At 57.7% G+C, this 13,820-nt stretch carries 19 protein-coding genes; 2 read left to right on the top strand and 17 right to left on the bottom strand.

From position 1 onward, the window contains the following. Positions 1–7 precede the first annotated feature (7 nt). The 15 genes from nusB to IDH44_RS18950 all read right to left on the bottom strand — a co-directional run bounded on the left by nusB (position 8) and on the right by IDH44_RS18950 (position 10,071). On the bottom strand, positions 8–469 hold the full coding sequence (nusB, locus tag IDH44_RS19020) for a transcription antitermination factor NusB (RefSeq protein ID WP_190920401.1): 462 nt from the start codon (positions 467–469) through the stop codon (positions 8–10). Between the two features lie 88 nt (positions 470–557). Then, a complete protein-coding gene (locus IDH44_RS19015) occupies positions 558–791 on the bottom strand; it encodes a DUF2273 domain-containing protein (protein ID WP_190920400.1) in 234 nt (77 codons plus the stop codon). Positions 792–801: 10 nt separating this feature from the next. Beyond that, positions 802–1,362 carry an alkaline shock response membrane anchor protein AmaP gene (gene amaP / locus IDH44_RS19010; RefSeq protein WP_190920399.1) on the bottom strand — a complete coding sequence of 187 codons (561 nt, stop codon included), beginning with the start codon at positions 1,360–1,362 and terminating at the stop codon, positions 802–804. Between the two features lie 155 nt (positions 1,363–1,517). Next, on the bottom strand, positions 1,518–1,928 hold the full coding sequence (locus IDH44_RS19005; protein ID WP_190920398.1) for an Asp23/Gls24 family envelope stress response protein: 411 nt from the start codon (positions 1,926–1,928) through the stop codon (positions 1,518–1,520). Positions 1,929–2,092: 164 nt separating this feature from the next. Further along, entirely contained in the window at positions 2,093–3,448 is a 1,356-nt protein-coding gene (gene accC, locus IDH44_RS19000; RefSeq protein ID WP_190920397.1) for an acetyl-CoA carboxylase biotin carboxylase subunit, read from the bottom strand. A gap of 36 nt (positions 3,449–3,484) precedes the next feature. Then, on the bottom strand, positions 3,485–3,967 hold the full coding sequence (gene accB, locus IDH44_RS18995) for an acetyl-CoA carboxylase biotin carboxyl carrier protein (protein WP_190920396.1): 483 nt from the start codon (positions 3,965–3,967) through the stop codon (positions 3,485–3,487). Between the two features lie 300 nt (positions 3,968–4,267). Further along, positions 4,268–4,885 (bottom strand): SpoIIIAH-like family protein, encoded by a 618-nt coding sequence (locus IDH44_RS18990; RefSeq protein ID WP_190920395.1) that lies wholly within the window; start codon positions 4,883–4,885, stop codon positions 4,268–4,270. 30 nt (positions 4,886–4,915) lie between these two features. Beyond that, positions 4,916–5,488, bottom strand: coding sequence for a stage III sporulation protein AG (gene spoIIIAG / locus IDH44_RS18985; protein WP_317890218.1), 573 nt, complete (start codon positions 5,486–5,488; stop codon positions 4,916–4,918). 69 nt (positions 5,489–5,557) lie between these two features. Next, on the bottom strand, positions 5,558–6,289 hold the full coding sequence (spoIIIAF, locus tag IDH44_RS18980; RefSeq protein WP_190920394.1) for a stage III sporulation protein AF: 732 nt from the start codon (positions 6,287–6,289) through the stop codon (positions 5,558–5,560). A gap of 18 nt (positions 6,290–6,307) precedes the next feature. Further along, positions 6,308–7,504: a stage III sporulation protein AE gene (gene spoIIIAE, locus IDH44_RS18975; RefSeq protein ID WP_190920393.1), complete on the bottom strand. Its 1,197-nt coding sequence runs from the start codon at positions 7,502–7,504 to the stop codon at positions 6,308–6,310. 4 nt (positions 7,505–7,508) lie between these two features. Beyond that, positions 7,509–7,904, bottom strand: coding sequence for a stage III sporulation protein AD (gene spoIIIAD / locus IDH44_RS18970; RefSeq protein WP_190920392.1), 396 nt, complete (start codon positions 7,902–7,904; stop codon positions 7,509–7,511). 17 nt (positions 7,905–7,921) lie between these two features. Continuing rightward, complete coding sequence (gene spoIIIAC, locus IDH44_RS18965) at positions 7,922–8,125, bottom strand: stage III sporulation protein AC (protein ID WP_190920391.1); 204 nt, start codon at positions 8,123–8,125, stop codon at positions 7,922–7,924. A 20-nt stretch (positions 8,126–8,145) separates the two neighbouring features. Then, positions 8,146–8,664, bottom strand: a complete 519-nt coding sequence (spoIIIAB, locus tag IDH44_RS18960; RefSeq protein WP_190920390.1) for a stage III sporulation protein SpoIIIAB — start codon at positions 8,662–8,664, stop codon at positions 8,146–8,148. Further along, positions 8,661–9,722 (bottom strand): stage III sporulation protein AA, encoded by a 1,062-nt coding sequence (spoIIIAA, locus tag IDH44_RS18955; RefSeq protein ID WP_190920389.1) that lies wholly within the window; start codon positions 9,720–9,722, stop codon positions 8,661–8,663. Before spoIIIAA ends, spoIIIAB begins: the two co-directional genes overlap by 4 nt. Positions 9,723–9,807: 85 nt before the next feature. Further along, positions 9,808–10,071 (bottom strand): YqhV family protein, encoded by a 264-nt coding sequence (locus IDH44_RS18950; RefSeq protein WP_190920388.1) that lies wholly within the window; start codon positions 10,069–10,071, stop codon positions 9,808–9,810. A 153-nt stretch (positions 10,072–10,224) separates the two neighbouring features. Here IDH44_RS18950 and IDH44_RS18945 point away from each other — a divergent pair, with 153 nt between their 5' ends. Together IDH44_RS18945 and IDH44_RS18940 are read left to right on the top strand one after the other, a co-directional pair. Further along, positions 10,225–11,103 carry a phosphosulfolactate synthase gene (locus IDH44_RS18945; protein WP_190920387.1) on the top strand — a complete coding sequence of 293 codons (879 nt, stop codon included), beginning with the start codon at positions 10,225–10,227 and terminating at the stop codon, positions 11,101–11,103. Positions 11,104–11,190: 87 nt separating this feature from the next. After that, positions 11,191–11,655, top strand: a complete 465-nt coding sequence (locus IDH44_RS18940; protein ID WP_190920386.1) for a DUF441 domain-containing protein — start codon at positions 11,191–11,193, stop codon at positions 11,653–11,655. A gap of 142 nt (positions 11,656–11,797) precedes the next feature. Here IDH44_RS18940 and IDH44_RS18935 read toward each other — a convergent pair whose 3' ends face one another. Together IDH44_RS18935 and efp are read right to left on the bottom strand one after the other, a co-directional pair. Further along, positions 11,798–13,051 carry an aspartate kinase gene (locus IDH44_RS18935; RefSeq protein ID WP_190920385.1) on the bottom strand — a complete coding sequence of 418 codons (1,254 nt, stop codon included), beginning with the start codon at positions 13,049–13,051 and terminating at the stop codon, positions 11,798–11,800. Between the two features lie 195 nt (positions 13,052–13,246). Continuing rightward, positions 13,247–13,804: an elongation factor P gene (gene efp, locus IDH44_RS18930; RefSeq protein ID WP_190920384.1), complete on the bottom strand. Its 558-nt coding sequence runs from the start codon at positions 13,802–13,804 to the stop codon at positions 13,247–13,249. Between the last annotated feature and the right edge of the window lie 16 nt (positions 13,805–13,820).

The raw sequence follows: 13,820 nt of genomic DNA, 5'->3' as shown, positions 1-13,820 counted from the left end.
CTATCCTTTACGTATTGGCCGGAGGCTCTGCGTCCGCTTCTTCAAGCGCGCGAATGAGCCGCCCCAGTACGCCGTTTACGAATTTGCCGGACTCCTCGGTGCCAAAATGCTTTGCCAGTTCAATCGCTTCGTTGATGGCCGCTTTTGGCGGCACATCGGTCCGGTACATCATCTCGTAGCCTGCCAGGCGCAGCACTTGCCGATCCACCCGCGAGAGGCGGTCCAGCTGCCATCCGGTCAAGTATTGCTGCAGCAAATCGTCGATTGGCTGCTTGTGCGTGACCACGCCGCTCACCAGTTCGCGTAAATAGGCGTCAATATCCTGAATGTCGGTGCGGTCGACATTCAGTTCGTTATCTTCTTGAATTTCGGCCAGCAGCATATCCACCGCCTCGTCTGCTCCGACCTCGTTCATTTCCATCTGATACAAGCTTTGAATCGCAATTTCTCGAGCAAGTCGTCGTTTCATTGGGCCTCCCAAGGCAATGCGGCCTCATCCATGCTCAGCACCGGAAGTTACAGACCCGGTGCCGAGCGAACGGAAGAGACCACAAGAATCATCTGAATGGACGCCAGCGATCATTCATCCAATCCAGCACGCGCTGCCACGGAATGAGCGGCGGCGCCTGCATGTCGCGCTGACGGCCAAAATAATAACCGATCCACAACAGCAATGCAAAAAACAGCATGTCCCAAAATCCAAAAAACAAATAGACCACACCGAGAAGCAACGCACATGCAACCCCGGCAATACGACCGCTATGAGTTTGCCATATCTCCAACCAGTTCATGGGCGCCACCTCACTCTACGCGGCTTTTAAACGTTTGCGACTGAATGATGTTGGCGACGAACACGGTGACGAGCGAGACCGGAATGCCGGTAATATCCTCTACGTGCTCCTTGACAGCACGTTGAATGTCTTCGGTCAAAGCCGGAATGGGGGTTTCTCCGTCTACGACCGCTCGCAGCACGATCTCCAGCCCGGCATCGGCGACCCGGATACGGGCACGCAGGTCCTTGACGCCTCGTTGCTTGGCCGCCGCCTTCAACGCCAAATTTTCAACCGTTTCCATTGAAATGCGAATGTCGCCGAAATCCGTACGCTGGTCGATGGAGGGAACGGATGCGCTATCCCGGCGAATCGTAACATAAAAAAAGCGGAGGCTCAGAAGCAGCACCACCACTGCGACAATAATAACGGTCGCCGGAATCCACGGTGACCCATCGTATAGCTGATCAATGCTATTGCCGGCCATCCGTTTCGTTACCCAGCCCGCGCCGATGCTTATCGCTACGACAGCAGCTGCACCGACGAGCAAACTGTACAGAAACAACAAGAGCCTGTCCATGATCTTTATCAACGTGAATGCCTCCCCCTTCAACTGGCGCCAAGCGCTCAGTTCAAGTCCGCGCGTATTGCCGTTTTAGAGCGCAATTTTTCAATGAAAAGCCCCCTTGCGACGAGCGCCAGCCCTTCACGAGGGGGTTCTATTATACAACGTTCGCAGCGCTGAGGCTACTTCAGCCGAGCCGTCTGGGCTTCCTCTTCCTCCGGCTTTTCCGCTGCCTTGAAGTAGACGTCATGGATGTGAACATTAACCTCCACTACCAGAAGTCCGGTCATCATTTCAATCGATCGCTTTACGTTCCGCTGGATCTCGGCCGCGATCTCGGGAATGCGGTTGCCGTATTCGACGATAATGGATACATCCACTGCCGCCTCGCGCTGTCCGACATCCACCTTTACCCCTTTGGACAGGTTTTTACGTCCCAGGAGCTCGGCGATTCCGCCGGCAAATCCGCCGCTCATGCCGGCCACGCCTTTGACCTCAACTGTTGCCAACCCGGCAATCACCTCAATGACTTCGGGCGCAATCTGAATGGTGCCCATTTCGGTCTGTTCGTAATCCGCCGCAATCGTACTCACTTTTACCCTCACCTCCGGCCTGTTCGCTAAGTGGGCTTATCCGCACTACTTATTTACTATACTATAACATTTGCCTACTTTTATGACAAACGGCGCAACACATTTCGTCCGAGGCATTAAAAGTGTGGCACTTCGGAGTTATATGCTTTCCTCCAACGCATTTTTTAATGGCCAGCGTTCAAGTCGTGCTCCTCCAAAAATTTGATATCGAAGTCGCCTTTTTGGAATTTCGGATGTGCCAGCAGCTTGAGATGAAACGGAATCGTCGTGTGAATGCCGTCGATAGCAAATTCGGACAGCGCTCGGCGCATGCGAATAATCGCCTCTTCGCGCGTCGGTCCCCAGACGATCAGCTTGGCAATCATGGAGTCGTAATGCGGTGAAATCACATAACCGGGATACGCGCCGCTGTCGACTCGGACGCCCAGCCCGCCGGGGGCCAAATAGAAATCGATTTTGCCCGGAGACGGCATAAAGTTTTTGTCCGGATTTTCGGCGTTGATCCGACACTCGATCGACCAGCCGTTGATGCGCAGATCCTCTTGTTTGAAGCTAAGCGGATTGCCCTCCGCCACCGAAATCATTTCCTTGATCAGATCTACACTGGTGATCATTTCCGTAACGGGATGTTCGACCTGAATGCGCGTGTTCATTTCCATGAAATAGAAGCTGCCGTCCTGTCCGAGCAAAAACTCGAGCGTACCGGCACCCGCATAGTCGACGGCGAGCGCGGCGCGCACGGCCGCTTGCCCCATCGCCGCCCGCTGCTGCTCCGTCAGGATCGGACAAGGCGCCTCTTCGACGAGTTTCTGGCGGCGGCGCTGCACCGAGCAGTCGCGCTCGAACAAGTGAACCGCGTTGCCGTGCTTGTCCGCCATAATTTGAATTTCCACATGCTTCATGCCGGTCAGATATTTTTCCAAGTAAACGCCCGCATTGCCAAACGCTTTTTGCGCCTCCTGCTGGGCCGTCGTAATCTGCTTGATGAGATCGTCGCGATCCTCCGCGATGCGAATCCCTTTGCCGCCGCCGCCGGCGGTGGCTTTGATGATGACCGGATAGCCGATCTCATCGGCGACGCGAATCGCTTCATCCGCATCCTCGATCAGGCCGTCGGAGCCGGGAATGACCGGCACGTCAGCCTCGCGCATCGTCAATTTGGCGACCGCCTTGTCGCCCATTTTGCTGATGGCATCGGCCGACGGTCCGATAAAGGCGATGTTGCAGGATTCGCAAATTTCCGCAAAGTCGGCGTTTTCGGAAAGAAAGCCGTAGCCGGGATGAACCGCGTCGCATTCGGTCAACGTGGCTACGCTCATCATATTCGTAAAATTGAGATAGCTGTCCTTGGAAGCTGTCGGACCGATACAATATGCTTCATCCGCCAAACGAACGTGCAGCGACTCCCGGTCGGCTTCGGAATAGACCGCCACCGACTGGATGCCAAGCTCGCTGCAGGCGCGAATGATCCGTACCGCAATTTCCCCGCGGTTGGCGATGAGTACCTTTTTGAATTTCACCCTCTGAACCCCTTTCCCTGGTTGCTGCGCAAATGATTATTCAGGCTTGACCAAGAACAGCGGTTGACCGAATTCCACGAGCTGGCCGTTTTCCGCCAGTATTTCAACAATTTCGCCGTTGACCTCTGCTTCCAGCTCGTTCATCAGCTTCATCGCTTCGAGGATGCAGACGACTTTTTTCTCGTCTACGCGATCGCCGGCCTTGACGAAAGGCGCAGCGTCCGGAGACGGCGAACGATAAAAGGTGCCGACCATCGGCGAGACGATGGAATGCAGCTGCTGGCTCGGCGCTGCAGCCGGCTCTGCCGGTTCCTGCTGAGCGGGAACGTGCTGCGGGGCAGACGCTTGCGGAGCAGGCATATATGTATGAGGTGCCGGAGCGGACTGCACATTGACGACCTCGGTTTTGCCGGGCTTGCGGATATGCAGGCGGGTCCCTTCGTTCTCAATTTCGAGCTCTTGGACTGAAGTTTGATCGACCAGCTTAATCAGCTCTTTAATATCGTTTAATTTAAACATTGTTGTGTTCACTCCTTAAAGTTTTGCGAAGCAAACGGCTTCGGAAGCAAAATTTTGCGTGTTGTAAAGCTGCCAGTCGTACATAACGTAAGTATTATATCATAAACGGCCCTGAACGCGACTCCTTTTTTAAAAGTCAAGGCGAAACGGATAAGCGTCAGGCTGCGACATCAGTCACGGTTCGAGAAATTCAAAAACGTATAGGGAAATCCTATGCTTTTTATAAATTGGATAAAAAGCCCGCTCCGGCAAAGCCGGAGCGGGCTGACGGGCTGACCGCCCTGGCATCGGTTCATCCTGTCAAGGCACAAACTGGACCGAAACCTGATCGGCGGAAATGCCGAGCGTATCCATCGCAAGCGTAATGATGCCGTCGGCCTCGCTGCGGTCGAGTTGCTCGCTCTGCACAACCACGTTGAAGTTGTCGCTCTGCTCGTCGATGACGACATTGCCGAATTCGTACTGCGTCAGCAGCTCTTCCTCCAGCGTCGTCATGCGGGCGTCCTTGGTCTCCAGCGCGTCGAGCTGCTCCGCGGCTTCGCTGGCTTCCTCCAGATCGACGTCGGTATCCGCCAGGATGCTGTAAAGCCGATCCGTCTCTTCCATCAGCACCTGGCTGCGCAGCAGTTGGCGCTGCGTGAAGTAATCGCTGGACACGGTCGCCTGATCCTGCTGCTCGATCTGCTCGAGCACCTTCAGCTCTTCGGCCGTCAGCCCGGATTCGCCAAGGTGATCGACCTCCGTGACAATTACTTCGTCCGCAGTGCCCGGAGCCAGATCCGTCGCTTCTGTCGCATCGGTCATCATCGCTTCGTCCAAGGTGTCGGTGGAGCTGTCCGTGAACAAATAATAGGCCGACAAGATCACCATCAAACTAAGCATCGAAACAAGCCATACGGTTTGTCTTTTCGTATTCATTCGCTGCCTCTCCTTTAACGATCTAATTTTTTAAGGCTGTTTGCTGGGCACGATGGAGATGCGATGCTCCGGCACGTTATATCCCTTTTGCACAGCGTCCAATATGAGCTTTTTGACAGTCGGGTGCTCTGCCCCGCGGGCTACAATCAAGATGCCGCGTATCGTGGGGTTGATGCGTTTTGTAACAATCGGCGTTTGCTGGCCGTCCAGCTCGTACAAGACCACCTGACCGTCCTTCGTGTATGAAGCGATGCGCCGTTTGCCGCCGTCGCGATCGGTTTCCTCCGTCGTTTGTTGGGACTGATTGACATTGCGCTCGATGATGGTTTCCTCGGTCGATTCCACAGTGATCATGACATCCACCGCACCGACCCCTACGATTTTGGCCAGCATTTCCTCCAGCCGCTCCTCAAGCGGACGTTCAATTTCGGCGAAGGGCGAGGCCGGCTCCGCTTCATGCCCCAGCATGGCCGGCTCTGCCGCCGACGACGAATCGCTCGGCTGGTTCGCTGGCTCGACGGGTGTCATCGGAAGAAAGGAATTCAGCAGCATCAGCCCGATGCCGGCGGCGGCAATCAACAGCAGCCATCGCAGTGTGCGCACGCGCTTTGGCCCGGCCGGCCCTCCGCCCATCATGGTCTCGAGCTGGTTCAACCATTTGGCCAGTGCCGCTCACCTCCCTTCCTTATGCCCTGTCTCGCCTTCGCGCGCTGCGAGCCGGACCTCGACACGCTCGGGCGCTATGCTCCAGCCGGCAGCCACAATTTGCTTGACGCGCTGCACGTGTGCGCTTACCGCGAGCCGCTCGCCGCTGTCGCCCTGCACAGAGGAGTCCCCGTCTTGGTCGGCGCTGCTCAGCGCAATCAACGGCACCGTCACGTCCACTGTCACCTCGCGGACTTGATCGATCGCCTGCTCCTTGCGCTGCTTCGCTGCGCCCTCCTCGCGTTCGGGCGCGAGCAGGATCTGCACGCGCTCGACCTCAAGCGACGCGGCGCCCTGCGCCTCAGCCGTCAAGCTGACCCGGACTTCTTCGGCCAGGATGCCCTCCTGCTCGAGGGCATCCTGCATCGCCGCTGCCAGCTGCGTCTGGACGAGCAGGGCAGCCTGCGCCTCCCGGCGCTCAGTCAGTCGCGCAGCTTGGTCCGTAATGTCCTCCAGGTTCGCCATGCCGGCCTGCTGCTGGGCTCGCCCCGCCCATTCGTCCCAGCCGGCGACGATCTGCTGTGTAAAGTCGCCCTGCATCAGCCGTAGAATCGGCGTCAGCAGCGTCAGCAGGATCAACAGCCCCACTACCAATCGTACATACCGCTGAAAGGTGTCGCTCGGCAAGAGCAAATCCACCAAGCCGCCCAGCAGCAAGATCGCGATGACCTGGCGCAGCCAGTCGGTGAGCCATTCCACGGCGCGCCTCCCTCTGTGCTATCGCACCATTAATGCCGCGTTGCCGGCAGCCAGAATGATGGTAACCGCCAGGAAAAACATGAGGCCAACCGCCGCCAGCGCGGCAAAAACATAAATTAACGTTTTGCCGATGGTGTCGAGGCATCCGATGACCGGGCTGTCCCCGAGCGGCTGCAGCACGGCGGCGCAGGCTTTGTAGATCAAGGCCATGACCAGAATTTTGATGGCCGGCAACGCGCATAGAAAAACGATGATGACGACGCCTGCGAGGCCGATCGCATTTTTGACCAGCATCGAAGCCGACAGCACGGTGTCGGCGGCATCGGAGAACATGCGCCCGACGACCGGTACGAAACTGCCCGTGACGAACTTGGCCGTCCGCAGCGTCACCCCGTCGGTGACCGACCCTGTCGCACCTTGCACGGAAATGACGCCAAGGAAAATCGTAAGCAGGACGCCGAGCACTCCGACGGCAAGCGAGCGGAGCAGATTCGCCAGCTGTGTGACCTTGAAGCGATCCGACACCGCGCTGGCCAGATGCAGCACTGCCGAGAAAAACAACAACGGGAAAACCAGGACATGAACCAGCGTGCCGACGGTATGAATCATAAAAATAATGAGCGGATGCATGACCGAGACCGTGACCAGATTGCCCATGGACGCCAGCAGTGCCAGCAGCAGCGGGATCATCGCCATCATGAACGAGATCATGGATGTAATCGCATGCTGGGCGTAATCAATGGCAATGCGGAAGCTATTGATCGCCAATATGAGCAGTACAATATAACAGATTGCATACGCCACCCGGCTGACCGTTTTACGCTCGAAGGCCGTTTGGAGCGTCTCCAGAATCATGCTGAACACCGTGAGCATCACAATCGTCACGAGCAGCTTGCCGTTTGTCATGATCTCGCGTACGGCGAAGCCAAGCAGACCCTTCAACACTGCGCTTAGCTTGAATCCGGCTCCTTCGGAGCTTAGCAACTCCGCCAGACTCGGCATCTCGCGCTCCGGCAGCAGCCCGCCGTATTCGCGCGTCAGCGTCTGCCAATAGTCCTCGATCTCCGCAATATCGATCTGCCGGAGCTGTTCGTCGGCCAACTGTCCGGGCAGCGAGTCCGCAGGCTCTGCCGCCGGCTTCGCGGCAGCTGCGAAGCCGGTGAGCAGCATTGCGGCCAGCAGCAGCCCAGTCAGCGCCAGCGCCCGAGCCTTCATTCGATCACCCTCCCGTCGGCAGCAAATTCATAACCGCATCGACGATGACGCTGATGATCGGGACGGCCATGACGAGAATGAGCACTTTGCCGGCAAATTCAATTTTGACGGCAATGCTTTCCTGTCCGGTATCGCGAACGATTTGCGCGCCGAACTCCGCAATATAAGCAATGCCGATAATTTTAAGAATGGTAGCCATATAAATAGAGGGCACTCCGGCGCGTTCGGACAAGTTTTCCAGTACGGCGATGACCGCATCGATTTTTCCGATGACCAAAAGGAAGAGCGAAATGCCTGCAAATGCGGCAATGCCAAAAGCGTAAAGCGGCTTCTGCTCCTTGACGACCAGGATCAAAACTGCGGCGATCAGGCCAAATCCGACAATTTGCACGATTTCCATGCCGTTCCCACCCTACGCTACTGAAAGAGAAAAATCGTTTTGATCTCCTGAAACAACTCGTTCAACATTCGGATTACCATAAAAAGCACGACGACAAAGCCGATGAGGGTCACCCAGTGGGCCATGTCCTCCTTCCCCATCTGCTTCAGCACCGTATGAATCATCGCGACGATGATTCCGATGCCGGCAATTTGAAAAATTGCGCTCACATCCATGCTCATAGCCTTGGCACCTACTTCCGTTACACCATCAAAATGACAACAAGCGCCGCCCCCAAAATCCCCAGATTGCGCCCCATTTTTCCGTATCTAGCCTGATCCTCGCGCGCGGCCTCTTCCTCCGCCTGAAGCTGAAGCAGCGCTAGCCGCAGATGCTGCTGCTGATCCTCCCGATCGCTGATCCCGAGCGTCGTTCCGAGGCGTCTCAGGATAAGTCGCTCGGGTTCCTTCATGGCCGATTGTGGCCAGTTGACGGCAATGGCTTCCTCCCAGCACTGTTGGAACGACTGTCCGTTCCCTTCGCCGGCGCTGGCTCCGGCTAGACCGAGCAGATCCGATACGGGAGGCTGCAGGCCTGCGGCCGTCCGGATCATCGCCTCCGGAAGCGGCGTATACCCGTAAGCAATCTCGGTCTCGAGCCGCTGGAGCGCGTGGACGAGCTGGCGAATCTGATTCGGCCGAGCGGCGAGTCTTGCCGAATAGAACATGCCGATCATCGTCCCCGCGAACAAGATAAGCAGCGCTCCGGTCAGCTTGATCATACGGGTGCGTGCGCAGGCCTACTGTCAGTCTGCGGGCCTGGATGACCCCGGGCGATCGCCTGCACCTCGCCGCTCGGCTCGCGCGCCCTGCGCCCGTGCCCCTGAGCGTGCCGATCCAAGCTGTCGATCTCGAAGCGGACGCCCTTCTCGCCGCGCCGGAGCAGGACCACCGTCTCGAATGCCGCATCCTCCAGCAGCTGACGCAGCGCCGGCCGCCCCATCGCGTCCTGCAGATCGTAGGCATGCGCCGTCGCGATGACGCGCACGCCCGCATGACTGGCCTCGCGAATCGCGTCGGCATCCTCCGGACGGCCGATTTCGTCGACGATCAATACCTCCGGCGACATGGAGCGCAGCAGCATCATCATGCCTTCCGCCTTCGGACACGCGTCCATGACATCAGTCCTCGGGCCGACGTCAAAGGCCGGAACTCCGCGGATGGAGGCTGCAATTTCAGAGCGTTCGTCCACAATGCCGACTTTGCGCCCGCCCCATGAAGCTGCCGCCGGGGTCCCCCATTCTCCGCTACTGATCGCACGCGCCAGATCGCGGATCACGGTCGTTTTGCCCTGCTGGGGAGGCCCCAGGATGAGAGTCGATCGTACAGTCTGTTTCGGCCAATCGACTATTTTGGACAGCAGCGGCAAGGCCGCACCCACCCTGGCCCTGGCAATACGGAAGTTAAATCCGCCTACCTCCCGCAGACCGCGGACCTTGCCGCCTTCGAGCACTGTTCGGCCCGCCAGGCCGATGCGGTGTCCGCCGGGTACGGTAATGTACCCGCGCCGCAACTCTTCCTCCATCGCGTAGAGCGAGTGGTTCGTGATCCGTTCGAGCAGTTGGCGGCATACCTCCCGACCCGGTCGGTAAGCCCGATCCGTCGAACGATGAAGCGTCCCGTCCTCGCAGGCGAATCGCGACTGGCCGCAGCTTACGATTTCCAAGGGCCGCCCTTCTCGTATGCGCAGCTCCTCGATGCCATCCAGCGTGCGTGGCGCCAGGCGTCCGATGACCGCTTTCAGCTCGCCGGGCAACAGCTCCATTGCATCGCGCCGCATCGCTCCCCCCCCTTTTTCATGCTCACGTATGGATGCTATGCTTGTACTCATGTGTATGCACCGCATGTCCGAATATGTCTGTTTCCTATTTCTTCAGAATGCCGATCATTAGACAGGCCACCCCCGCGACGACCCAGACGAACTTGCCAGCAGACAGCTTGTCCGACAGCCCCACCAGCCCGATCGTAGTCGTCGCAATCAATATGAGCGGACCGATCAGCGCCAGCGACGAATTGACGATCAGCGCTTTGTCCACTTGATTCAGACGCAGCATCAAAAACGCCGCGAACAGCTCGATGCTGCCGGATAACATGCGCAGCAGCGCCATCCCGAGCACGACTCGATTCATATTCCAAGCCCCCTTTGACCGATCTGGCTGATACAGTATATGCGGGCTTGTCTGAATTTAGGCTTCAAGGGCACCAGCCCTGCCCGCGCCGCATATAGTAACGCATGGCTGGAGCATTCCACGTCTAACGCCACAGGCAAGGAGAAGCGGACTATGAATGAAGCGTCATTGCAAGCCTCCTGGCCCCCGCAGCTGCGTGATCCGAAGGGCATGCGCGGGCAGTATAGACAAGGAGGCCGACCGGTTCAGGAAGCGGATCGGCAGGCAAGCGGATTTACGATGGTGATGGATAAAGGACTGGGCTCGCATGCTTTTGGCGATCTGCTCGAGGTCGCCGGCCCCTATATGGATTGCATCAAGCTGGGATTTGGAACCTCGGTGCTGTACGACGAGCAGTTGCTCCAGGAGAAGCTGGCGGCGGCACGGCGGCACGGCATCTTGGTCATGCCGGGCGGCACGCTGCTCGAGGCCGCCGTCAGCCAACAAGTGGCTGGCGCTTTTTTCGACGCGGTATGCGCAGCCGGCTTCTCGGCGGTGGAAGTGTCGGATGGCACGATCGAGCTGGACCGCAGGCGCCGCAGCGAGCTGATCGCCGAAGGCGTCAAGCGCGGACTCCGCGTATTCACGGAATATGGCAAAAAGTCGGAAGGCTCGGCAATTGAGGCAATCGAGCTGGCTCGCACGGTCGAGGCGGACATTCGAGCCGGCGCGGATCTGGTCATCGTAGAGGCGCGGGAATCGGGATTGAATATCGGCTTGTTCGACGAGCGAGGCGAGTGCCGTGAAGGAGTGCTTGAGGCTGCGGCTGCGGCGGTTCGCGAGCTTGGCGACGTGCTGTGGGAGGCCCCGCTCAAGACGCAGCAGAATCAGCTGCTCACCCGATTCGGTCCAGGGGTCCATCTGGGCAACATTGCGCCGGGCGACTGCGTCGCGCTCGAGGCCATGCGGCGCGGCTTGCGTTCGGATACCTTTGTCGCGCCGGTGGACGCGTCGGCGAATCAGTCGAGCGACGGGTACATTTATGTAATATAGATTTCAAATGAGCGCGCCGGCATACTTCTTCTCGCTTGTCCATATACATGCTCTAGCAGCGTAATTCAGAGAAGAGGCGAGGCGGGCATGAACGGAGAAATTATACTGGTCGCGCTCATAGTCATCGGATTGGTCGGCAGGTCGCCCATTATCGCGGCGGCGGCCTGCTTTTTGCTGCTGGTCAAGCTCGTGCATCTCGAGCGTTATCTGCCTTCGATTGAGCGCCGCGGTCTGGAGATCGGATTGCTTTTTTTGACGCTGAGCGTGCTGGTTCCGTTCGCGGCCGGCCGCGTGCAATCCAAGGAGCTCGTCCATGCGCTGACCTCCTGGCCCGGACTGCTAGCCATTGCGGGCGGCGCCGTCGCAACGTACGTCAATGGCAAGGGCCTGGAGATGCTTCGCTTTGATCCGCAATTGATCGTCGGACTGGTCATCGGCTCTATCGTCGGCATCGTCTTCTTTCGCGGCATCCCGGTCGGCCCGCTGATGGCAGCGGGCATCACCGCGCTGCTGTACAAAATTTTTACATTGCTCAGCGATCGGATCGGCTGAAGGCTAGTCCGAAAGCAGCAATGAAGCAGTAGACGGCAAAAAGCGAGCGCAATTTGCGCTCGCTTTTTCATCGTAACTTGCGGGACCTCCAGTGGAAGCCGAGAACCGCCTTGTCTTGCTTGCTCTTAAGCGAGCATCCGGCCTAACGCCGTTCCTTCGGTCCGCCTACGAAAGCCTCCTCCGAGGTGTCCAGCCCAAAGGCCGTGTGCAAGGCGCGCACAACCTCCTGCAGCGGTTCCGCTTCGATGACGCAAGACACCTTGATTTCCGAGGTGCTGACCATCTTGACGCTAACGCCCTGCTTATAGATCGCTTCGAACATTTGCGCGGCGACGCCGGGATTGCTGACCATGCCCGCGCCGACGATCGAGACCTTGACCAATCCGGATTCGGTGCTCGTTTCGACGTAGGGCACCTCTTTGCGCAATCCTTCAATGACGCCGAGCGCCGCTTCGCAGTCGTCGGCGTTGACCGTGAACGAAAAGTCGGCCTTGCCGTTCGAGATGCCGCTTTGGACAATAATGTCGACGTCGATGCCGCCGGATGCCAGCGCGCCAAATACGTTGGCCAATACGCCCGGCACGTCCTCTACGCCCTTGATGCTGATACGTGCGACATTTTTCTCAAAAGCAATTCCCCGTACGACGACTCCTTGCTCCATTTCCGCTTCCTCCTTCACTTGCGTTCCTTCGTTCTGCGTAAAGCTGGACCTGACGACAAGCTGAACGCCGTGATGCTTGGCGTACTCCACCGCACGCGGATGCAGCACGGCAGCGCCGAGATGCGCCAGTTCGAGCATTTCGTCGTACGAAATCGCGTTAAGCTTGCGCGCGTTGGGCACGACGCGCGGATCGGTCGAATAGATGCCGTCCACATCCGTATAAATTTCGCACACGTCCGCCTCAATCGCTGCAGCCAGCGCCACAGCAGTCGTATCCGAGCCGCCGCGTCCGAGTGTCGTAATCGCGCCATCCTCGCTCATCGCCTGGAAGCCGGCCACGACGGCCACTTGATCCTGAGCGAGCGCACCCAGGATTCGCTCCGGGAGAATCTCGGTGATGCGGGCTTTGCCGTGCTTGTCGTCGGTTCTGAAGCCAGCCTGCCAGCCGGTATAAGAAGCGGCCTTGCCGCCGAGCTGATGGATCGTCATCGCTAACAGCGCAATCGAAATTTGCTCGCCCGTCGTAAGCAGCATATCCATCTCTCTTGCGGGGGGGTTAGGGTTCAGGGCTTTGGATTGATCAATCAGGTCATCCGTCGTGTCGCCCATGGCGGAGACGACGACCGCGATCTGATGGCCCTCGCGCTGACGCTCCAGAATGCGCGTCGCGACTCGCTGCATGCGCTCCGTACTGCCGACGGAGCTTCCTCCGAATTTCATTACAATCAATGACAACGCTTATTCACTCCCATACTCGCGATACTTGACTATTAATTTCAAGGGTACATTATAACATATCGTCCTTATATAAACCGAGAATAAAAATATAAAACACTGCGCTGCGGCGCATTCCGCCAGCGCAGTGTTTGTCGTGACCGCCGGTGGACGGCTATTCGGATTCGGATCGCACAATCGCAGCGAATCCCGATGTCAAGCGCGGGAAATATACTTGCCTTCCCGAGTATCAATCAGCAGCACATCGCCTTCGTTGATGAACAGCGGCACTTGCACGTTCAAGCCTGTCTCCAGCTGGGCATTTTTTGTCGCGCCGGTCGCCGTATTGCCCTTGATGCCCGGCTCGGTTTCCACGACCTTCAACTCCACGCTGTTGGGAATCGTAATGCCGATGATTTCGCCTTGATAGCTGGCAATGTTGACGTTCATATTTTCCTTCAGGAAATTAATCTCCCATTCCAGCTGCTTTTTGCTCAGCTCGAACTGATCGTAGCTCTCGTTGTCCATGAACGTATAGTCGTTGCCGGAATTGTACAAGTATTGCACCTCGCGGTTCTCGATCATGGCGCGGCCGATCGTCTCTCCAGCGCGAAATGTTTTTTCAACGGTGTTGCCGTTGCGGAGATTTTTCAGCTTGGAACGTACAAATGCCGCGCCTTTGCCCGGCTTGACGTGCTGAAATTCCAATACGGTGAAAATGTCGCCGTCGACTTCGACGGTCAGGCCTGTTTTGAAATCATTGACTGAGATCACTGCTTGATTCCCTCCA

Origin of the sequence: Paenibacillus sabuli (assembly GCF_014705605.1) — a bacterium.
GTDB classification, from domain to species: domain Bacteria; phylum Bacillota; class Bacilli; order Paenibacillales; family Paenibacillaceae; genus Paenibacillus_D; species Paenibacillus_D sabuli.
Note: the sequence above shows the minus strand (reverse complement) of the source record. Positions and strands in the feature narration are given on the sequence as shown.